The sequence below is a fragment of the Desulfococcus multivorans genome (assembly GCF_001854245.1).
In the GTDB taxonomy this organism is placed as follows: domain Bacteria; phylum Desulfobacterota; class Desulfobacteria; order Desulfobacterales; family Desulfococcaceae; genus Desulfococcus; species Desulfococcus multivorans.
Genome location: NZ_CP015381.1, coordinates 20,516 through 40,624, shown reverse-complemented (window position 1 = coordinate 40,624; position 20,109 = coordinate 20,516). Strand labels below are relative to the sequence as shown.

18 protein-coding genes are annotated in these 20,109 nt (G+C 57.5%); 3 read left to right on the top strand and 15 right to left on the bottom strand.

Annotated features, from left to right (window positions below):
* Window positions 1-18 precede the first annotated feature (18 nt).
* From dmul_RS00195 to hypD, 10 genes are all read right to left on the bottom strand, one after another.
* Window positions 19-1,047 carry a molybdopterin-binding protein gene (locus dmul_RS00195; RefSeq protein ID WP_020876211.1) on the bottom strand — a complete coding sequence of 343 codons (1,029 nt, stop codon included), beginning with the start codon at window positions 1,045-1,047 and terminating at the stop codon, window positions 19-21.
* Window positions 1,044-1,679 (bottom strand): FmdE family protein, encoded by a 636-nt coding sequence (locus tag dmul_RS00190; RefSeq protein WP_020876210.1) that lies wholly within the window; start codon window positions 1,677-1,679, stop codon window positions 1,044-1,046. The genes dmul_RS00195 and dmul_RS00190 overlap by 4 nt, the downstream gene beginning before the upstream one ends.
* A gap of 81 nt (window positions 1,680-1,760) precedes the next feature.
* Window positions 1,761-2,099, bottom strand: a complete 339-nt coding sequence (locus tag dmul_RS00185; protein WP_020876209.1) for a winged helix-turn-helix domain-containing protein — start codon at window positions 2,097-2,099, stop codon at window positions 1,761-1,763.
* 207 nt (window positions 2,100-2,306) lie between these two features.
* Window positions 2,307-3,620 carry a TRAP transporter large permease gene (locus dmul_RS00180; protein ID WP_020876208.1) on the bottom strand — a complete coding sequence of 438 codons (1,314 nt, stop codon included), beginning with the start codon at window positions 3,618-3,620 and terminating at the stop codon, window positions 2,307-2,309.
* Window positions 3,617-4,060: a TRAP transporter small permease gene (locus tag dmul_RS00175; protein WP_159449727.1), complete on the bottom strand. Its 444-nt coding sequence runs from the start codon at window positions 4,058-4,060 to the stop codon at window positions 3,617-3,619. Before dmul_RS00175 ends, dmul_RS00180 begins: the two co-directional genes overlap by 4 nt.
* 140 nt (window positions 4,061-4,200) lie before the next feature.
* On the bottom strand, window positions 4,201-5,232 hold the full coding sequence (locus dmul_RS00170; protein ID WP_020876206.1) for a TRAP transporter substrate-binding protein: 1,032 nt from the start codon (window positions 5,230-5,232) through the stop codon (window positions 4,201-4,203).
* A 214-nt stretch (window positions 5,233-5,446) separates the two neighbouring features.
* On the bottom strand, window positions 5,447-7,546 hold the full coding sequence (locus dmul_RS00165; RefSeq protein WP_159449726.1) for a glycosyltransferase: 2,100 nt from the start codon (window positions 7,544-7,546) through the stop codon (window positions 5,447-5,449).
* A 5-nt stretch (window positions 7,547-7,551) separates the two neighbouring features.
* Window positions 7,552-9,033 carry a glycosyltransferase gene (locus dmul_RS00160; protein WP_020876204.1) on the bottom strand — a complete coding sequence of 494 codons (1,482 nt, stop codon included), beginning with the start codon at window positions 9,031-9,033 and terminating at the stop codon, window positions 7,552-7,554.
* 372 nt (window positions 9,034-9,405) lie between these two features.
* Window positions 9,406-10,419 (bottom strand): hydrogenase expression/formation protein HypE, encoded by a 1,014-nt coding sequence (gene hypE, locus dmul_RS00155; protein WP_020876473.1) that lies wholly within the window; start codon window positions 10,417-10,419, stop codon window positions 9,406-9,408.
* A complete protein-coding gene (hypD, locus tag dmul_RS00150) occupies window positions 10,416-11,513 on the bottom strand; it encodes a hydrogenase formation protein HypD (protein WP_040414841.1) in 1,098 nt (365 codons plus the stop codon). Before hypD ends, hypE begins: the two co-directional genes overlap by 4 nt.
* Window positions 11,514-11,850: 337 nt before the next feature.
* On the opposite strand from hypD, the gene dmul_RS00145 reads away from it, so the two are divergent.
* On the top strand, window positions 11,851-12,519 hold the full coding sequence (locus tag dmul_RS00145; protein WP_020876471.1) for a DnaJ domain-containing protein: 669 nt from the start codon (window positions 11,851-11,853) through the stop codon (window positions 12,517-12,519).
* Window positions 12,520-12,608: 89 nt separating this feature from the next.
* Window positions 12,609-13,220 carry an NAD(P)H:quinone oxidoreductase gene (gene wrbA / locus dmul_RS00140; RefSeq protein ID WP_020876470.1) on the top strand — a complete coding sequence of 204 codons (612 nt, stop codon included), beginning with the start codon at window positions 12,609-12,611 and terminating at the stop codon, window positions 13,218-13,220.
* A gap of 98 nt (window positions 13,221-13,318) precedes the next feature.
* On the opposite strand, the gene dmul_RS00135 is transcribed toward wrbA, so the two are convergent.
* The gene (locus tag dmul_RS00135) at window positions 13,319-14,341 is read right to left on the bottom strand and encodes a phospholipase A (RefSeq protein WP_020876469.1); all 1,023 of its coding nucleotides are present in this window, start codon (window positions 14,339-14,341) and stop codon (window positions 13,319-13,321) included.
* 635 nt (window positions 14,342-14,976) lie between these two features.
* On the opposite strand from dmul_RS00135, the gene dmul_RS00130 reads away from it, so the two are divergent.
* Window positions 14,977-16,575: a peptide chain release factor 3 gene (locus dmul_RS00130; protein WP_020876468.1), complete on the top strand. Its 1,599-nt coding sequence runs from the start codon at window positions 14,977-14,979 to the stop codon at window positions 16,573-16,575.
* A gap of 84 nt (window positions 16,576-16,659) precedes the next feature.
* Here dmul_RS00130 and dmul_RS00125 read toward each other — a convergent pair whose 3' ends face one another.
* From dmul_RS00125 to dmul_RS00110, 4 genes are read right to left on the bottom strand one after another with little or no spacing between them, the layout of a single operon-like run.
* Entirely contained in the window at window positions 16,660-17,550 is an 891-nt protein-coding gene (locus tag dmul_RS00125) for a F0F1 ATP synthase subunit gamma (RefSeq protein ID WP_211276019.1), read from the bottom strand.
* On the bottom strand, window positions 17,441-19,069 hold the full coding sequence (locus tag dmul_RS00120; RefSeq protein ID WP_020876466.1) for an alternate F1F0 ATPase, F1 subunit alpha: 1,629 nt from the start codon (window positions 19,067-19,069) through the stop codon (window positions 17,441-17,443). Before dmul_RS00120 ends, dmul_RS00125 begins: the two co-directional genes overlap by 110 nt.
* Entirely contained in the window at window positions 19,066-19,821 is a 756-nt protein-coding gene (locus dmul_RS00115) for a F0F1 ATP synthase subunit B family protein (protein ID WP_020876465.1), read from the bottom strand. The genes dmul_RS00120 and dmul_RS00115 overlap by 4 nt, the downstream gene beginning before the upstream one ends.
* A 2-nt stretch (window positions 19,822-19,823) precedes the next feature.
* Complete coding sequence (locus dmul_RS00110; protein ID WP_020876464.1) at window positions 19,824-20,102, bottom strand: F0F1 ATP synthase subunit C; 279 nt, start codon at window positions 20,100-20,102, stop codon at window positions 19,824-19,826.
* Window positions 20,103-20,109 lie beyond the last annotated feature (7 nt).

Below are 20,109 nucleotides of genomic sequence, written 5' to 3'. Positions count from 1 at the left end.
GCCCCGCCGGGGCGATTCTTATTTTCCGAAAGGACACATCGGGTAAACACATTTCCTGCAGTTGAGGCACAGGCCGCCGTGGCCCAGTTCGGCAATCTCCCGGCGAGTGATCTTTTCACCGGTGAGCACCCGGGGATAGATCAGATCGAAAACGGTGGTCTTTGCGAAGATGCCGCAGGCCGGGATGCCCAGCACGGGAACCCCCTTCAGGTAGGTGATCATGAACATGGCCCCGGGAAGCACCGCTGAACCGTATACCATGTCCACGGCACCGGCCTGTGCGAGGGCAAACCGGGTACGGTCGTCGGGATCCACCGACATGCCGCCCGTCGTGACGATAATATCGGCGCCGCGTTCCACGAACTTCAGCGCCGCCTCGGCAATCAGGGCGTCGTCATCGGGCAAAAACACGACATCGATCACATGGCCGCCCAGATCCGTCACCTTTTTACGGATTATGGGTTGAAACTTATCCTCAATTCGGCCGTAAAACACCTCGCTGCCGGTAATCATGACACCGACCTCGGCCCGCTTCAGAGGCAGCACCTGCAGGACGCCGGCCTCGGCGCTCCGGGCTTCACTGACGGCCGCCTCGACGGTTTTCCGGGAAATCAGCAGCGGAATGGCCCGTGTAGCCGCCACCTCCTCACCCCGCTTGACCAGGGTGTGCGTATGCCGGGTGGCGCACATCACCTCCCCAATGACGTTGAAACGGTTCAGAACCGTCACATCGACTTTGAGCATTCCGTCCCGGGTCGCACGAAGAAGAATCTTTCCCTCCCGAGGAGCATCGTGCCAACCGACCCCCTCGCCGCAGAGCGCCCCGGCAATCGCCTTGGCGGCATCATCTTCATGGACTTCGTCGTCTTCGGGCTTCAGGATATAGAGGTGCTCTTTTCCCAGCCGGCGCAGATGATCCAGATCCCGACAACTCAGAATGTGTCCCCGATGGAATGCGGGTCCCTTGAATTCACCCGGTCGAATTTCGGTAACGTCATGGGCCAGGGGGTGTCCTACCGCATCCTCGATTCTGACGACTTGAATCATGTTCCGATCTCCTTAAATGAATCCCCATGCATCCGGTTATCCGGATCCGCGATGGGGTAAAAATAACTTTCTCCGGCACACAACCGACACAAGCTTTCACTGCCGATGCGAACCTCCCGACCGTCCCGGACCATCTGGCCGCACCGGCTGCACACCGCGTGACGACGCGGCGGTCCGGGCATTTCCCATTCAGGCAGATTCACCCCGACCCGCTGCACTTCAAAAAGAAGGTCGTCGGGCATGCGTTTATAGCCCTCCAACTGCTGACGGCGGATATCCCGTTCCTCCGGGGCGTATTCTTTCGCGATATTCCTGGAGGTTTCCGTAGACACGATGCGGTAGGCCACCCTTGTATCGATATTAACGAATGTCGCTGCATTGATGCCGAAGTCCTTGAATTTCAGGGATCGTCTTCCCATCCGGCACCCGGTCACGCTTTCGATGGCGTCGGTGGCACATCGATCGATTTCAACATAGACAATCAGTTTCTTACGGAACTGCGGCGCTTTGGGGTTTTCGATACCGACTAAACGGCACCCCAACATGGCCATGCGCACCCCGATGACCTGGCCGGCACACAAGTGCCCGTGCCGCTCGGCCGATTCCGCGAGCAACGCATCAAATGATTTCATGCGATAGGGTCTCCTTATTGATGTGTCAAACCCGAATGGCAAATTTTGCCACTCGGTGGCATAAAATTACTGCCTGTGCCGTTAAAGTCGAACACCCGCTTCCTTCTGAACGTCGGACGAGAATTTCTTGAAGGAATCGATCAGCGAAAGGGCATCCGCCGTCAGGACGGCTCCCCCGCCGTCGTCGCCCCCCCGGTAGGCATGGACCAAAGGCCGGCCAATGATCTTTTCCATGTCCCGTATGGCTCCCCGCATCTTGCGATAGGGAATCCCGGTTTCCCGTGAGGCCTCGATGATCGATCCGTGGCGATAGATTGCCTGGAGCATGGCCATGCGACCTTCACCCATGACCGGACGACCTTCCACCTCGAGCCATATCTTGGATCTCAGCCGCCATTGGATCGGTTTGTCTTTTTCCATGGTCGAATATCTCCATTCCCACCCGTTCCGTTCCCAAACGGTTTTCAAGTGGCGCAATTTTCTATTTTCAATAGTTTACATGGAACCCAATATTTGTCAACCGTCTCTTTCCCCCCGCCGTAAAAGAATATTGCTCAACTTTCGACTTCCATAGGCCGGTGCCGGAAGGATACGGCTAACGCATACAGACAGCTGTTGGTTATCCGGTCAGTACATCAGGTTCGGCAGCACCAGAATGATCTGAGGAAAAACAGCGAGAATAATAATGCCCACGAGGATCGCCAGCATGAACGGCATGATACCCTTGAAAATGGCTTCCAGGGACATGCCCCCCGGCAGCGACCTGGCAACACCGTAAACCACGTATACATTGATTCCCACGGGTGGCGTGATGACCCCCATCTCCGTCACCATCACGATGATGATCCCGAACCATATGGGATCATACCCCAGGGATACGACCAGGGGAAAAAAAATCGGAACGGTCAGCATAACGAGAGCCAGAGAGTCCATGAAGCACCCTCCGAAAAAATAGACCACCACCACCATGAAAAGAATGGTGATGGGGGGGAGACTGAATCCGCCGATCCATGATGCAATGTCGAAAGGAATCCGGGTGACGGCCAGAAATTTGCCAAAGATGGTGGCTCCGGCGATGAGCATCATCACCATGCAGGATGTGCGGAGGGTTTCATAGAGGGCGGCGACAAAGCTTTTCCAGCTGAGCTTCCGGCGGAACAGTGCAACGGCCGTGACCCCGAAAACACCCACCCCGGCAGCCTCGACAGGCGTGAACAACCCGATGAAAAGGCCGCCCATCACCAGCGCAAAAACCGTAAATGTTTCACCCAGATCCATGAGAGAGCGAAGCCTTTCCGACCAGGTAAAGCGTTCGCCCCGGGGCCCTTGGTCCGGGGATAAACCGCACCAGATCATGATCGTGACAATAAACAGAATCGTGACCAGAAAGGCCGGCAGGATGCCCGCGACGAACAACTTGCCGATGGACTGCTCGGTCATGACACCGTATATGATGAGCACCACGCTGGGGGGCATGATCATGCCCAGCCCCCCTCCCGATGCCACGGAACCGGCCGCCAACTCATCGGCATATCCCTTGCGCCGCATCTCCGGCAGTCCGATGGTGGCCATGGTTGCGGCCGTCGCCGGGCTTGAACCGCAGACAGCCCCGAATGCCGTGCACGCTGAAACCGTCGTGATGGCCAAGCCCCCTCGGATGCCGCCCAGGAACTTGTAGGCCGTATCGTAGAGCCTTCGACTCATGCCGCTGTTGAACGCCAGTTGGCCCATCAGGATAAACAGGGGGACCGTTGTCAGTCCATACGAAGAGAAGGTTTCGTAAAAACTGCGGGCCAGAAGGTTCAAGCCGCCCTGAAATGAAATAATAACACTGAATCCCAGAAAACCGATGATGGCCATCACATAGGCGACAGGCATTCTCGTTAGAAACAGCATAATCATCACAACAATACCGATAATACCAATCCATGTGGGATTCATTTTTCTTTTATTCTCTCAATATTATCAACAAGCCCTTTGATAACGACCAGGGAAAGCATCCCAAAACAGAATGCCGTCACAACAAGGGTCAGATACTCGGGCAGTTCCAGGTTCATGGAAACCTCGCCGGATTTCTTCATCTTCAATGCATAGTCAATCATGCGCCACGTCACCAGGCCGAAAAACCCGAGGCTGCAACATGCCGTGCAGATATCGATCAAAATACGGGTTTTTCGCGACAATCTGGAGACAAACAATTCGACCCCGATATGGCCTTTGGTGTCATGGGTAAAGGGAAGTGAAAAGGCCACCCCGAAAACCCCCATCAGCGTCACCAGTTCGACCGAGCCGAAAACAGGATGCTTGAAAAACCGACCGACCACATCAACACAGGTCAGAAGCGTCATTCCGACAAGAAACAGGGCACCGACGGATTTCATTCCGTCCGATACAGATTGAATTATTTTCCAGAAAACTTTCATGATAGCGCGTTGCCTCTGTTCCGCTCTCCGTTCTTCGCAGAAGTGCGTCCTGTATGTCAGGACGCACTTCTGCGGCAATGATGGATTCGTTTCGTGGATTATTGAAAATTTTTAAGGGATTCGCGGATCGCTCCGATCACGCCCTTTCCATTCAATCCCTTCTTGTCGAGATCCGCGGCGTACATATCGATGAGCGGCGCAACGGCCTTTTCCCATTTGGCGCTTTCTTTGGCATCCAGACCCAAAATCGTGTTGCCCTGTTCCAGAAAAAAGCGCACGCCTTCCATATCACTCGAGTCCCAGGCCTCTCCGTGTTTGCCCGCCCATTCCACATTGATTTCCTCGATGATTTTCTGGTCCCTGGGGTCGAGTTTGTTCCATTTGTCCTTGTTCATGACGACAAAAAAGACGGTTGTGTACCCGGAGGGATAGGCAAAGGTCGCATATCGGGTCACCTCTCCCAGCTTCCATCCCTTGTTGGCTTCCACCGGATGCATGGAAGCGTCGACCACTCCTTTCTGAAGACTCTGGTAGGATTCGGGCATGGGCATGGGTACCGGCGTTCCCCCCAATGCCGCGGCCACCTCGGCGCTGGTTCCCGTGGATCTGATCTTCAGACCTTTTATATCCTCAAGGGTTCGGACGGCCTTTTCCCGGGTATGGAGCATACCGGGGCCGTGGGCGTGAAAATAAAGGACCTTCGTATCGCTGAACTCTTTGGGTTGGAACTTCGCGTAGACTTCGTTGGCGGCTGCGGTCGCGGCGACTCCTGAGGTATAGCCAAAGGGCAGGTCGATGGCGGACATCAGGGGAAATCTGCCGCGGGTGTACGCCAGTCCCGAAGTGCCGATATCGGCGATACCCTCCATGACGCTGTCATACGTCTGTTTGGTATTGGTCAGTGTCTGACCGGCGTAATACTGAATTTTGATACGACCGTCGGTGCGATTTTCAACCTCCCGGCACCAGGATTCTGAAAGCTGACTTTGCACGTGCGTAGGGGGAAAAAAGCTGCTGTAGGTCAAATTGACGGCTTCAGCCGCCGACGCCGCCGGAAAGACCTTGAACAGAGAGAAACAAAGACAAAAAACGAACCCTATACGGGTATAGAACGGAAAGAGCTTCTTCATCGGGGGCCTTCCTCCTTCTTGGATGACAGTCCGGCTTAGATGGTCAACCGGGCAACATGAATTGACGTTCTGCTTCGAAGTAGTGCCGTGTCTTTGGATCATAAACCTCCTTTCGTGCGTTTCGGGTCAGGATGCTCAAACCTCAAAAAACGATTCTCCTAAAAAAGCTTCGAGATTTCAAATCTTTTTTTTTATGAGGCAATCCCCCGGGAGGTCAAGGCGTTCTGTCGTAGTAAGCCCGGTACATGACGAGGGTGTCGGGTCGCCGTCCCAACAACCGCGCCCCCGTGTAGGTCAGAAACAGGCGGAGAATGAGGCCCGTACGTCGGGAAACGCCGAACCGCCAATGCCGCGGGGAGATCTTAGCGTCTCCGAAAAGAAAAACCACCCGCCCCAGGTTCTGCAGTCGCAGGCTCAGTTCGACATCCTCCATAATCGGCATATCCGGATACCCCCCCGTCGCGGCAAGCAGCCCGCGTCGAAAGAATTGGACCTGATCCCCGAAGCTGATCCCCAGGAAAGCCGCTCGGAAATCATTGGCCGTATCGAGCAGGCGAAAACGCCACCCCTGTCCGTCAAACCTTCCGCCGACAGCGCCGCCGGCGATCATGGATTGACGTCGGAGCAGCCCGACGATGTCGTTGAACGCCGGTGCAGCGATTCGAGTATCGGCATGGACCACGGCGATAATGTCGCCGACCGCTGCCGCCACCCCGGCGCGGATCTGTCCCCCCCGGCCGCCGCCCCTTTCCGGAAGGGCCGGATGGCGAATGATCCGGGCTCCCGCCCGTGATGCCTCCGCAATGGTATCATCCGTCGATCCGCCGTCCACGACAATCACTTCCACTACGAAGCGATCCCGGAGCACCGAACTCACGCAGGCGGCCACGCGGGCACCTTCGTTTTTGGCGGGAATCACCACGCTCACCGTTTCCGGCGGCCGGCCCAACGCGGGGCTTTTGAGACGATGCAGACTGCGGCGGACATCCAGCAAAAACAATGCCCAGAATGGGAGCCACACCCATAGCGGCGCACCGTCGGGCATACGCCACTGCCCGGTGAAATACCGATACCCCTCTGCCGTGAAAACGACGCTGACGGTAAGACAGAGAACCATCCACGATGCAAAGGGTTTCAGGGCCAGAAACGGAACGATCCAGGCGATGTACCAGAAATGGACCGTCGGGGATAGAAGCAGCAGCGCTCCCAGGACAAAAAAGCAGCCCGATGCCGGATCATCGTAAAATCGACGATTCCGCCGGGGATGGAAATACCCGTACCCCAGAATCAGCATACCGACGAGGATTCCTTGGCAAATCCCCGTGGCCGGAGCGATCCCTCCCAGCATCCACCGGAGAAGGCCGTGAATCGGACCGTTGAATGCGAACCGGGTGCCGAAAAGCATCAGGGCGTCGAAGATCCGAGCCAGACCGCCGTCCAAAAACGGCAGACAGGGGAGCACAACGACAGGCAAAGCCGCCCAGAACCAGGGACGGCTATCCCGATTGAATAAAAACGGGAGGATCAGAATCGCCACGTATTTGGACTGAACGGCAAGCCCGATCGCAAAAAACATCCAGCCCCAGCGTTTTTGATCGTAAAGCCACAAGGCGGCCAGGAGAAAAAAATTGTGGATCGCGTCCAGGTGTCCCTGGCCGGCGAAGGCATGCAGGACCACCGGATTGAAGGCATAGAGGACCGCCCATCGCTCGTCCAGACGGCGATGGGAAAAAAGACGCATCAGCAGAAAAAGGGTGCCCAGATCGAACAGTATCACCGCGGTCTTGATGACCAGAGGGGTGTAGCCCAACCGAATGAGAGCGGAAAAGCCCACCACCATCAAAGGCGGATAGACGGCGGGGATGTTCGGATGATTGATGCCCGCATGAAACGGATCTTTTCGGGCGAGTTCCGCCAGGACGGGATCATCGGGGGGATGGATGTAGGGGTTGATGCCTTCCCGGACAAGCTGCGCTTCCCAGAGATAGCGGTTCATGTCGTCGGATGGGGGAAACGGCAGAAGGCACACCCGGCAGATCAGCGCCGGAACGAGGATCGCCCGGATTCGTCGCCTGCGGGATACGCTCCGGGGAAAGCAGAGGGTCAGGGCCAGGCATGCGGTCCATGTCGCCGCGAAAAGAACAATGAAGCAACCCGAGTGGAAGGTATATCCGAGAAAAAGCAGGGGCGTCCGGCCGATATCCCTGAATCGTCCTCCGGCACAGCATAAGACAATCAGCAGGAGGACGGCGACGGCGTAAGGCAACCATTCGGTTTTGGTGCCGGATCGGCGACCTCCCGGAAAACCTTTCACGGGGATCATCCCTCCCTGAACAGGCGGGGGGCCAGGGTCAGAAGGCCGACAAAGAGAAATCCGGCGGCATAGACAGCCAGAAACGGGCCGATCAGATATTTTCCGGCCTTCAGATACGCCAGAAAGGTCATGACACAATACCCCCCCAACAGTATTTCCGCGAATGCCAACCCCGGAAAAGCCGTACGGTAACGCTTGATCTCGCGGTCGCCCCGTTTGGGGGTTCGAATGAAGGGGCTATCGTGCCCGATCAGGGCCTCGACGACCGCCCGTGTGTTGGACAGAGCGATGCCGACACCGACCACAACGAGAACCGGCATGATGAGCACTCGACGCAGCCAGTCGGTATAAGCCGCCCGTTGGCTGACGAGGTAAAGGGCGTTGGGTGCCGTCATGGAAACCAGGAGGATACAGGCGACGGCTCCGAAAAAAAGCGGGCCCCCTTTCAGGTCGAACCCCAGGAGAACAGGCAGGGCCAGAACCGCCACGACAAGCATCATGGGGTGGATCAGGTAATGGGTCATATGAAAAAAAGCCTGAATTTTCTGAAAAATCGGTACCGGTTGATGCACGAGGCGCGGGAACAGCTTGAGCGCCGTCTGGATGGATCCTTTGGCCCATCGGAACTGCTGGCTCTTGAAGGCATTGACGTCCTCGGGAATCTCCGCCGGCACCACCAGATCCGGCAGAAACAGCGTCCGCCATCCGGCAAACTGAACCCGGTAGGAGAGGTCCATATCCTCGGTCAACGTGTCCCAGGCCCACCCTCCGCCGTCGTCGATGGCCGACCGCCGCCAGATGCCGGCGGTTCCGTTGAAGTTCATGTAGAGATTGTTCCAGTTCCGAGCGGCCTGCTCCACCATGAAATGACCGTCAATCCCGATGGATTGCGCCCGGGTGAGGAAGGATCGCTTCCGGTTCAGATGCCCCCACCGGGCCTGAACGAGGGCCAGACGATCATCGGTCATGAAAAACGGGACGGTCCGGAGGAGATAATCTTCGGGAGGAACGAAGTCGGCATCGAAGACCGCCACCAACGTCCCTTTGGCGACCTCGAGACCGGCGGCCAGTGCGCCGGCCTTGAATCCGGTTCGCGTATTTCGTCGGATAACCTGCACATCAAAACCCTCGGCTGCCATCGATTCGGCCATCCGGTCGACGATATCACCGGTTTCGTCGGAGGAATCGTCGAGAATCTGGATCTCGTGGCGATCTCTCGGATACCGCATTCGGCAAACCGCCCGGATCACCCGCTCCACCACATTCACTTCGTTGTAGACAGCGATCTGGGTCGTCACTACAGGGAGATCGTCCCGTAGAGCGGGGTCACCGAATCGTGCTGCGACACGCTCGAGGCGGCGTGCCGCACGACGCCGCCCCCGGTGGAAAAGAAAGATCATGACATAACAGTTGAGGCCGTAGAGCATCAAAGCTCCGGCGGCCCCAAAATAGAGAAAGACCGCGAAATACCACAATAGCGCCGCCATTTGTCATCGCTCCCGATTTTTTCAGTTTCTCGACTTTCATGATGGTAACCGGAAAGAGGTGCCGGGAGGATACGGCCCGCGCCCCTTCAGCGGTGAGTTTTAGTGCCGCTTAAGCGCCGCGGAGGATCAGCGGCCCGGACTGTTTGAGCGCCAGCGAGTTTCCGGGCCGCCCGGAGCAAGCTTTAGCGGCACTTGAACGAAACCGCGTGGGGCGCGGGCCGTATCCTCCCGGCACCGGCCTATGAAAGTCGAAAGTTGAGGTCGAAGGTTGAGACCGTTTCATGTGTTTTGAAAAAAGACAAATATCCGCATTATAAGTATCCTTCGCCACTATAGGGTATTCCAGTATGGATCCGATACGGTTTCGGCAATTCAGCAGATCCGAGGGAGCTGCTCGCCGGTGGGCATATCCACGATTCGTGTCCCACCGATCCGGGTGGTCATGATCACCGGCACAATATCGGCCGCCGTCACCTCTCCGATAATGCGGGCGTCTCTTCCCATGGGGTGGGCATGCATCCTGTCAAGAACGCGAAAGGCCGCCTCAGGGGCAACCACTGCGACGAGTTTTCCTTCATTGGCGACGTAAAGCGGGTCGATCCCCAGAAGTTCGCAGAGACCTGCCACGGCTCTCTTGACGGGGATGCGATCCTCATGAATCCGGATGGTCACACCGGACGATTCGGCAATTTCGTTGAGAGACGTTCCCACACCCCCCCGTGTGGGATCCCGAAGCGCGTGGATATCTCCTCCGCAATCGTCGAGCATATCCGCCACCATATGGTTCAAGGGAGCGGTATCGCTTTGGAGCGATGATTCGAACCGAAGTCCCTCCCGCCGGGTCAGGATGGTCATGCCGTGATCGGCGAGGGTGCCGCTCACCAGGACCCGATCTCCAATCCGGGCGTTGCGGCCCGAAACACAGACCCCCTCTGGAACAACACCGATACCCGCCGTGTTGATGAAGATTTTGTCGACCGCACCCCTGGGGACCACCTTGGTGTCCCCTGTGACGATTCGAACGCTGGCCGCTCGAGCCGCCCGTTGCATGGTCTCGAGAATCCCATCGAGATCGCGGCGGAGAAACCCTTCCTCGATGATCATGCCGACGCTGAGGTACAGGGGCACCGCACCGCACATGGCCAGATCGTTGACGGTGCCGTTGACGGCGAGGTCTCCGATGTTGCCGCCGGGGAAAAATAGGGGATCAACCACGTAAGTATCGGTCGAAAATGCGATTCGGCCCCCTTCGGTCTCCAGAACGGCCCCGTCGTCAAGGCATCGGAGTGCGGGATCGTCGAACACGGGCAGGACGGTGTCCAGGATGAGTCGATGGGACAGCTTTCCACCGCTCCCGTGGTCCAGGGTAATCGTATCGTCTTTCATAAGGAATTTTTCTCGGCAGCCGCTTTCGTATGGTAACGGTAGTACGCCGCGCAGGTTCCCTCGCTCGAGATCATGCACGGACCGACCGGGTGAACCGGGGAGCAGGTCTTGCCGAACAGACGGCACTCCGGAGGCGTTTTCCGGCCGGTGATCACATAGCCGCATTCGCAGCCCTGAGGCTCGACGGCATCCCTGGGAACAACGCCGAAGATCCGATGGGCATCGAAGGCGCGAAACGCCTCCCCCACGGCCAATCCGCTCTCTGGAATCCGCCCCATCCCCCGCCAGCGGGCATCGACCCGGGTGAAAACCGACGTCATCAGTGCCAGGGCCTTGAGGTTTCCTTCGGCATTCACCGCCCGGGGATAGGCGTTTTCCAGCGCGGGCCGTTTCGTCTCGATCTGCCGAACCAGACGGCGGATACCGTCCAGAAGGTCGCCGGGCTCGAATCCGGCGATGACGCAGGGGACGCGGTACCGTTCAAAGAAAGCACGATAGGCCTCGACGCCGATTACAATAGAGACATGCCCCGGCAGGAGAAATCCGTCGATGGGAATATCCATCTCCATGAGAGCGAAAAGGGCCGGTACGATCCGCTTGTGAACCGAAAAGACGGAATAGTTGGAGAGCCCTTCCGCTTTGGCCGAGGCGATGGAAGCCGCAATGGTAGGGGCCGTGGTTTCAAATCCGACGCCAAGAAATACGATGCGACGTTCGGGGTGGTTCCGGGCGAGCACCAGGGCGTCGGCGGCGGAGTAAACGACGCGGATGTCGGCGCCCGCGGCGCGCTCCCGCTCCAGAGAGGTCGTGGTTCCGGGCACCCGGATCAGATCGCCGAAGGTGACCGTGGTCACCCCCTCGGTTCGCGCGATGTCGACAAATGCGTCGATGTCGCCGGGATCCGTCACACAAACCGGACACCCCGGTCCGGAAATCAACGAGACGGTTTCCGGCAGCACCGTTCGGATGCCGCTCTTGAAAAGGCTCATGGTATGGGTACCGCAAACCTCCATCAATCGGACGGGTTTTCGGCTCTGGGCGCCAATCCGGGAAATGAGCTGTCGGGCGATCTCCGGATCGCGATATTCTTCCATGAATCTCACGGGAATCCACCCTGTCCTTTCAAAAAAAGATTCATACTGGATAAACCGTTTTCCGGCAACCACTTTGTGATCCTGATATGATCTGAAAGAGCGGAGACAGCCGCTTTATCGACGCCGTGTACCGCCTGTCGATTCACATTCGAACCGCCTCGGATTATCTCGCCTCATCTCTTGACACACATTCCGAATTCATTATTTTTTAGAAAAAAGATAACTCAACTTTCGACTTTCACAGGCCGGTGTCGAGGGAGATCGGCTGCGCGTATGTCTCCGACCCAAGACCCCTTTTCCCGGGGCTGCGGCTAAGGATATTTGAGGGAGTGAGGTTATGGCCAGGAGTTATTTTGCTGTTCTCGGCGTCACGACCGATGCCTCTTTTGAAGAGATCCGATCCGCTTACCGCCGGTTGGCCAAAACGTATCACCCAGACCACTTTGAAGGCGACAGCGAGGCGTTTCGGCAGATTCAGGAGGCTTACACCGTTCTGGGAGACGCCCAGAGGCGAAAAGCATACGAGAAAAACCTGAAATCGCAACCGCATCGACGCGAATCGCAACCGGCATCTTACCCGGGCCCGGAACCACTTATCCCAAGACGGCGCCAGACGGCTTCCCCGGGCATCGCGCCCATTGAGGTGATCTTTGAAAATCCTCGCCAACACTTCAGGACGAGCCGGCGCCATCGAAGCCACACCGAGTTCGGCGGTGTCGAGGATGTGAGCGTCGAGGTGCCCCTCACCCGGGAGCAGGCGATGTCGGGCGGCAGCGTGGCCATCATGGTTCCCGCACCCGATGTCTGCCCCTCCTGTCGCGGTGCCGGCAGCGGATTTTTCCACAGGTGCCGCCACTGCCGGGGCAGCGGTGTGATCGTGAGAAACATATCGGTTCAGGTTCCTTTTCCGCCGGGCCTCGAGAAGGATCATGTCGTCCGCGTTGCCTTGGAAGCGTTCGGGATGGAGCGTTTTGATCTGAGAGTATGGTTTCGCGTCGCCGCTTGAATCACCGGCATGGAAGGGCTTCAACAGAACGGACGGCTTCTTTTCACTTTCCAAATCACGACAATCTCCCTACAAAGGAGGGTTGCATCATGAAAGTGCTTATCGCTTATTATTCCGCCTACGGACATATTCACAAAATGGCTGAGGCCGTGGCAATGGGGGTCGGGGAGATCGACAACGCGGAAGCGGTGCTGCGGCGGGTGCCCGAAACGCTTCCCCGGGACGTCCTCGAAAAAATGGGGGCTCTGGAGGCTCAGAAGGCCATGGCCCACATTCCGGTCTGCACCGTGGCGGAACTGGCCGAGGCGGACGCCGTCATTTTCGGGACACCCACTCGGTTCGGCAACATGTGCGGGCAGATGCGCCAGTTCCTCGACGCGACGGGACAGCTGTGGGCCAATGGCGCCCTCGTGGGCAAGGTGGGCAGCGTCTTCACCAGCAGCAATACCCAGCACGGGGGACAGGAATCGACCCTTCTTTCGTTCCACATCACGCTCCTCCACCACGGCTTCGTAATCGTGGGCTTGCCTTACACCTTTCAGGGTCAGATGCGCATCGACGAGATCACCGGAGGATCCCCCTACGGGGCATCAACCATCGCCGGGGTTTCGGGTGAGCGGATGCCCAGCCGGAACGAGTTGGACGCCGCCCGGTTTCAGGGCCGACACGTCGCCGCCATCGCGGCCAGGTTGGCCGCCTGAGGGTGAGCCCTGCAAAACGTATTAAAAGTTCAACTTTCGACTTTCATGATGGTGACAGGATAACGAATAGAGGTGCCTATGAAAGTCGAAAGTTGAGTTCAAAGGATATCCGAAAGCGCCAGGCCGACGCCGATGGTGTTGGCCGAATCGTTGTAGTCCAGGATGCTCTGGCCGTACCCGTTGAAGTATTGGACATATCCTTTAAGCTTCTTGTAGAGGGGGAAACTCCATCCCAGCTCGACGGCCCCTTTGTTGCCGGAGCTTCTCAGGTTGTTCCGGAACACCAGGGAAAAGGTGTTGTCCCCCCATTTATAAGCCGCATTCAGTTCACCATATCCCATATACCGGTCGATGTCCGGATTGTCGTCGTCTTCATCGTCTTCCGGGATGCGGTACCAGGACTTGATGGAAACGGCGAGATTTTCCTTTTCAAATACCAGGTTGAGAAAAATCCGATTCCAGCTGCGGGAGAAAGGCTCGGTACGTCCGTTGGACTGGTGCGAGAAGCCCCCCTGAATCATCCGGCTCTTGATCCCCCAGAAGAGTTCCCAGTCGGTATCATATTGCAGCCACGCTTCGGGTTCATGGTTGGTATCCCGAAACGGGCTTGAATAGTCACTGTTGTAGGCCTGCCAATAGGAAAGGTTGGTATAGGCGACATAGACATGCCAGTTGTCTTTATAGATATTGTCGATCAACTGATATTTGAGACTGACCTGGAACTTCACTTCGGTGTTGTCAACGTCTCCCTCGGACAGGTCCCCCGGGTAGACACTGGTGTTGGGGGAATGGTTGTAAACGAAGGGCAGAACATAATTGGGGCGATGCGTCGTCAGGGCAAACCCGATCTGTCGGGTTTCCGCCTCTTCTTTCATCCGTGTGTCAATAGGAGACGGCTTTTCATCGGACAAACGCTCAGCATCCAGAGGCGGGCTTTCGGCCCGTTGGCTTTCGATGCAGGCCTCGCACCGCCGTCTCAATTCGCCGATAGTGGTATCCTCCGCCGCAGAACGCACGGCCTCGGTCATACAAGCGTCCATGTCGAGGCAGTTTTCCGCGGCCGTTACGACCGGCATCAAAAAAACGCCCAGCAGAAAGGCCATCATTTTAAAAGGGTTCATGGTGGGGTTTCTCCTTTCTTCAATCCCCTCGACAAACAACGCGAGGATAGACGGTTGTTTCAGGATCTCCGGCACGGCAGAAGGTAAAACGCCGGGTAATCCTCCCTTCGGCAATACCGATAATGGCCTCAACTTCGTATCACAATAATGGCAACAAACCCTGAACACCGGGTTGAATCACGGTGGTTATAACCATGGGAGGATAAAAAAACAATGGATTCCATTCAACTGCGCCGATATAACCGAAAGCAGCGGTCCTGAAAGATATGCGGCATGAACCGACGGCGGGATGGAATGGCTTGACTTGACATATGTCGCCATACCCTTTATGAAACACAATACATGAATCTTTTTTCAACATATCACCTTATTATTCCATAACCGATCGGCATGATTCACCTCATGAAAAAGTCCATCCCCGACAGCGCGGTATCCAGCACGACACCACCCTGAAAATCATCAATATCATGCGGGAAAAACCGGCGGAGATCCGGTTTCACGTTCCCGCCTGAAGTCCCGACAGTTTCAACTCGTTTTCGTCAACCCAACGGTTGCGCGGCATACCGCGCCGCTTCGATCAATATTGACGGCCGCCGCGAACGCCCGTTTTAACAATCAGGAAAAAAATCAACACCATGAATCACCCGTCCTCCAAATCACAAAACCAGGAAATCGACCGCCGGCGCACCTTCGGGATCATCAGTCACCCGGACGCCGGCAAGACGACCCTCACAGAGAAAATGCTGCTCTTCGGCGGGGCTATCCAAATGGCCGGATCGGTGAAGGCCCGAAAGGCCAGCCGCCACGCCACCAGCGACTGGATGGCTATCGAACGGGAGCGCGGCATTTCGGTGACCAGCTCGGTCATGAAGTTCGATTACCGCAATTTCGAAATTAATCTTCTGGACACCCCGGGGCATCAGGATTTCTCAGAAGACACATACCGGGTGCTCACCGCCGTGGACAGCGCCGTCATGGTCATCGACAGCGTCAAGGGGGTCGAAGCCCAGACCCGAAAACTGATGGCGGTTTGCCGAATGCGCAACACCCCCATCCTGACCTTTGTCAACAAGCTCGATCGTGAAGGCATGCCGCCTCTGGACATCCTGGGCGATATCGAAGAAACCTTGCAGATTGAATGCGCGCCCCTGTCCTGGCCCATCGGCATGGGCAAAAGATTCAAGGGTACATACAACATCCACCGCAGGGAATTGACCCTTTTCACGCCCGGCCGGGAGCGCCTCCCCGACGACAGTGTCACCATCCGGGACCTCGGCGATCCGATACTGGACGAGATCCTGGGCCGCCAGGCCGATGAACTGCGGGAGGACGTGGCCCTGCTGGAGGGGGCGGCCAACCCGTTTGACCTTCAGGATTTCCTCAAAGGAAGCCAGACTCCGGTCTTCTTCGGCAGCGCCGTCAACAATTTTGGTGTACGCGAGCTCCTGGACACCTTTGTGGAGATCGCACCCGGCCCGCTTCCCAGGCAGGCGACAACCCGAACGGTCTTTCCCGGGGAAGAGCCGTTTTCCGGTTTTGTCTTCAAGATTCAAGCCAACATGGACCCGGCCCACCGCGATCGGCTCGCCTTCCTGCGCGTCTGTTCGGGCCGATTTCAGAAGGGGATGCGGGTGCGTCACCACCGCATCGACAAGGATATCCTCATCGCCAATCCGATCATGTTCATGGCGCAGGATCGCACTGCCGTAGAGGAGGCCTGGCCCGGCGACATCATCGGCATTCACAACCACGGGACGATCAAAATCGGCGACACCTTTTCGGAAAAAGAGCCGCTCAGCTTCACCGGCATCCCGAATTTCGCCCCGGAGCATTTTCGCCGCGTACAGCTGAAATCCCCCCTGAAATCCAAGCAACTCAGGAAGGGGTTGACGCAGTTGGTGGAGGAAGGCGCGGTTCAGTTGTTTCGCCCGCTCATGGGAAGCGACCTCATCCTGGGGGCGGTGGGCATTTTGCAGTTCGACGTCACCATGGCGCGGCTCAAGGCCGAGTATGGCGTGGATGCCGTTTATGAACACGTGGACTATGTCGCCTCCCGCTGGGTGAAGTGCGACGACCCGAAGCGACTCTCGGCCTTCGAACGGGCCAACCAGGCGCACCTGGCGCTGGATGCGGAAGGGAACCTGACCTTTCTGGCCGATGGGGAATGGCGGATCGAATTCGTGGCGGAACAGTGGCCGGAGGTCGTTTTTACAAAAACCCGCGAACACCGGTAATGCATCGCACGGCCGCCTTGAGCACCGCCGCAGTGCGCGGATACCCGGGCAGCAAAAAGAGCGATCAAAAGGAATCGTTTTTCGTTACAGGGCGGGGTTTTCGTCGTTCAAGGCCTCGAACCCGGAGATGATATCCAGGAGTTCGTCGGTAATGGAATTCTGTCGCAATTCCCGGAAACCGGCCTGAAGATTGTCGAGAAGCTCCAGAATGTTTTTTTCGGCCGCCTGCATGGCCATCAGTCGCGCCGCGTTTTCACCGGCCAGGGATTGGGCAAAGGCGCGGAATAACGCAGCGAACAGGTATTGTCGCAAAAGATGTTTGAACATGAGATTCCCCGGCAGGCCAAGCATGGGGATACACCGGCCGGGCCATTTTTCCCTGGCGTGGGCAAGCGCCCACGTCCTGTCCAAGGGCAGGAGCCGGACACAGACCTGTCGATAGCCGCCTCTTTCGATGACCACGTTATGACAGATATAAAAGTGTTCGGTTCCCTTTTCCGATCGCCACTGCTCAATCCGTTGGATCACCGCCCGAACCTTCTCGTGGATGGTGGAAAGGCTGCCGGGAGCGGCAAAATGGCCTTGATCCCGATACCCGGCATCGGCCAGGGCGCCTCGAAGTTTCTCTCCAAAGGTCCAGAAGGCGAGTTCCGATCCCTCTCCCGCAAGCCCGGGAGCCTGTGCCAGGGCGTGCTTCAGGATTGCCTCGTTGAACTGTCCGCACATCCCCTGATCCGAAGCAATGATCATGCACACGGCTCCCTTCAAGGGACTTTCACGAACATCTGCTACGCCATGGCGCAACAGGACCCGCCAGCCGGCGTCAATGACGCGACGATACGCTTCCAGGGATTCGACCGCTCGTTCATACTGCCGGATGCTTACGGCGGCCAGGCTCTTCATGGTCTTGACCACCCCCAGCAGGTCGTGGGCGGTCCGGATTTTCCTTCCCAGGGCCTCCAATGTCTGCATCATCGCCTCCTGTCGCCGCAATTGCCGTCTTCAACCACGAAACGAGATCCTCCCAGACACCGTCACCTCCGCCCCCGGCGGTCAAGACCGCTTCAACGGCGCCGGGATCGTTTCGGATCTGTTCCACGATGGCCCGCTCCATTTTCGCCATGGCGTCTATGGGCAGATCATCCATGAGCCCCCGGGTCACGGCCAGAAGGACGGCGATCTGCTCGCTTTCGGTCATTGGCTTGAATCGGTCCTGCTTGAGGATTTCCCGAACCCGTCTGCCGTGATCCAGCGTCTTTTGGGTCTGTTCGTCAAGCCGGGTCCCGAAACGAGCAAAAGATTCCAGTTCATGAAACTGGGTATAAGAAAGCCGCAAATCCCCGGCAACTTTCCGATATGCGGCGATTTGGGCCTTTCCGCCGACCCGTGAGACGGATTTTCCCACATCCACCGCGGGAAGAAAACCGCGGTGAAAAAGCCCCGGGGAGAGGTAGATCTGACCGTCGGTGATCGATATCAGGTTTGTCGGAATATAGGCGGAGATGTTCTCAGCCTCTGTCTCGATAATGGGAAGGGCGGTCAGGGATCCGCCGCCCAGTTCCGGTTTCAGGTGCGTGGCTCTTTCCAGGAGTCTCGAATGAACGTAAAAAATATCCCCCGGAAAGGCCTCGCGACCGGGCGGACGCCGGAGGAGGAGGGACAGCTGCCGGTATGCCAGTGCATGCCGCGTCAGATCATCATAGACGACAAGGACGTCGCGCCCTTCGTGCATGAAATACTCCGCCAGGGTCGTGGCGGCATAGGGTGCGATGTACTGAAGGCCCGGCGGATCGTCCCCTTCGGCCACCATGACGATGCTGTAACCCATGGCGCCGTGCCGCTCCAGTTCATCCACCACTTTGGCGACTCCCGAGCTTCTCTGACCGACGGCGCAGTATATGCACGTCAGGCCTTTGCCCTTCTGATGGAGAATGGTATCCACCGCAAGGGCCGTCTTTCCCGTCTGGCGGTCCCCCAGGATCAACTCCCGCTGTCCACGACCGACGGGAATCAGCGCATCCACCACCTTCAGACCGGTCTGAAGCGGTCGTTCAACGGCAGCCCGGTCCAGGATTCTGGGCGCCTCCCTGAATACGGGGGCACGAGAGATGCTATTCACGGGGCCTTTGCCGTCCAGCGGGTTTCCCAGGGGATCGATCACCCTGCCGACAAAATCGGATCCCACAGGGATGTCCAGCACGCCGCCGGTGCGCGTGACTTCTTCGCCGGCCCGCAATGCCCGGGAAGCTCCCAAAAGAATGATCCCCACCCGGTCGGGCAGGAGATCCAGGGCCATGCCGGCCACCTGGGAGCCCAGATAGAGCAGCTCCTCGGCCTTGACACCCGGGAGTCCTTCGGCCCAGGCAATTCCCGGCCCCAGCATCCTGACGCGCCCGATCTCTTCGGGGACGGTGCTCGGCGTCATTTCCTCAAGCGCCTGTTCAACCGCTCCGTCAATTGCCGTCAGGAGAGTGTTCAGATCATTCTCCGTCATTCATTCTCCCGGTCTCCCGGCGACAGCGCCGTTAAAACAACCTGTTCAAGTTCCTCCAGGTAGTGGGTCAGGTTCCACTCCATCTTCTTGTCTCCCGCCGTCAGCCTCAGGCCAAAACCGAGGTCCGATTTTTTTTCGATGGAAACGCTTTGTACGGCCGGAAAGAGGTCCTTGATTTTTCCGCAAAGGGCTTTCCTCTGGGAGGGCGTCATCGTAATCCCGCACTGGACCCTCACCTCCCCGGAAACGTCATGGATCGAAAGCCCGGCCTTTTCCCGGGAAAGTCGATCCGCCAGGACTTCAACCAGGCGGTTTTCAAGGCGCTCATCCGCAAGGTCGCTCAACACCTTCCCGCTGATCCGCATGACCTGGCCGGCAACCTGAACCTTGAGATGGTTCAGGAAAATCTCACGGTCCTGACGGAGCCGATCCTCCCATGACCGGCGGAGCTCATCCACCTCGTGCTTCATATCCTCTATGGCGTTTTGCCGCCATCGGCGGGCGTCTTCCCTGGCCTCGGCCAGCAAGCGTGTTTTCGCGTCGGCGAGGGCTTGTCTTTCCCTGACGAGTTCCTTTGATCGTTTCCGTGCTTCCTTCTCGGCGGCCTTTGCCTGGTCCATGGCGGCCGCGATCCGCGCTTTTCGTTCCGCCATGGCCTGAAGGATGGGTGCGTAAAGAAACCGTTTCAGCAACAACACCAGGATGACGAAATTCAGGATCTGAGCCAGTATCGTAAAACCGTCGAACAGCAAGGCTATCCCTTTATCCCGGAAATGAAGTACGTCCAGAACGGATTGGCGAAAATCAGGATCATGGCGACCACAAAACAGTAAATCGCCGTCGATTCCACCATGGCCATGCCCACGAACAGCGTTCGGGTGATCGTGCCGGTCTCGTCAGGTTGTTGGGCAATGGAATTCAGGGCTTGAACCAGCGCACGGGCTTCACCGATGGCCGGGCCGATGCTGCCGACAGCCATACACATCCCCGCCGTTAAAATCGATATGATCGCAACCCATCCCAGGTTGTCCATAACCGTC

What these genes read in the sequence shown, in the direction of transcription:
- dmul_RS00130 (WP_020876468.1), top strand. Translation starts at nt 14,977, where the DNA reads ATGAATCACCCGTCCTCCAAATCACAAAACCAGGAAATCGACCGCCGG.
- dmul_RS00120 (WP_020876466.1), bottom strand. Translation starts at nt 19,069, where the DNA reads ATGACGGAGAATGATCTGAACACTCTCCTGACGGCAATTGACGGAGCG.
- dmul_RS00170 (WP_020876206.1), bottom strand. Translation starts at nt 5,232, where the DNA reads ATGAAGAAGCTCTTTCCGTTCTATACCCGTATAGGGTTCGTTTTTTGT.
- dmul_RS00160 (WP_020876204.1), bottom strand. Translation starts at nt 9,033, where the DNA reads ATGGCGGCGCTATTGTGGTATTTCGCGGTCTTTCTCTATTTTGGGGCC.
- dmul_RS00195 (WP_020876211.1), bottom strand. Translation starts at nt 1,047, where the DNA reads ATGATTCAAGTCGTCAGAATCGAGGATGCGGTAGGACACCCCCTGGCC.
- dmul_RS00135 (WP_020876469.1), bottom strand. Translation starts at nt 14,341, where the DNA reads ATGAACCCTTTTAAAATGATGGCCTTTCTGCTGGGCGTTTTTTTGATG.
- dmul_RS00190 (WP_020876210.1), bottom strand. Translation starts at nt 1,679, where the DNA reads ATGAAATCATTTGATGCGTTGCTCGCGGAATCGGCCGAGCGGCACGGG.
- dmul_RS00125 (WP_211276019.1), bottom strand. Translation starts at nt 17,550, where the DNA reads ATGATGCAGACATTGGAGGCCCTGGGAAGGAAAATCCGGACCGCCCAC.
- dmul_RS00185 (WP_020876209.1), bottom strand. Translation starts at nt 2,099, where the DNA reads ATGGAAAAAGACAAACCGATCCAATGGCGGCTGAGATCCAAGATATGG.
- hypE (WP_020876473.1), bottom strand. Translation starts at nt 10,419, where the DNA reads ATGAAAGACGATACGATTACCCTGGACCACGGGAGCGGTGGAAAGCTG.
- wrbA (WP_020876470.1), top strand. Translation starts at nt 12,609, where the DNA reads ATGAAAGTGCTTATCGCTTATTATTCCGCCTACGGACATATTCACAAA.
- dmul_RS00175 (WP_159449727.1), bottom strand. Translation starts at nt 4,060, where the DNA reads ATGAAATCCGTCGGTGCCCTGTTTCTTGTCGGAATGACGCTTCTGACC.
- dmul_RS00110 (WP_020876464.1), bottom strand. Translation starts at nt 20,102, where the DNA reads ATGGACAACCTGGGATGGGTTGCGATCATATCGATTTTAACGGCGGGG.
- dmul_RS00145 (WP_020876471.1), top strand. Translation starts at nt 11,851, where the DNA reads ATGGCCAGGAGTTATTTTGCTGTTCTCGGCGTCACGACCGATGCCTCT.
- dmul_RS00180 (WP_020876208.1), bottom strand. Translation starts at nt 3,620, where the DNA reads ATGAATCCCACATGGATTGGTATTATCGGTATTGTTGTGATGATTATG.
- hypD (WP_040414841.1), bottom strand. Translation starts at nt 11,513, where the DNA reads ATGGAAGAATATCGCGATCCGGAGATCGCCCGACAGCTCATTTCCCGG.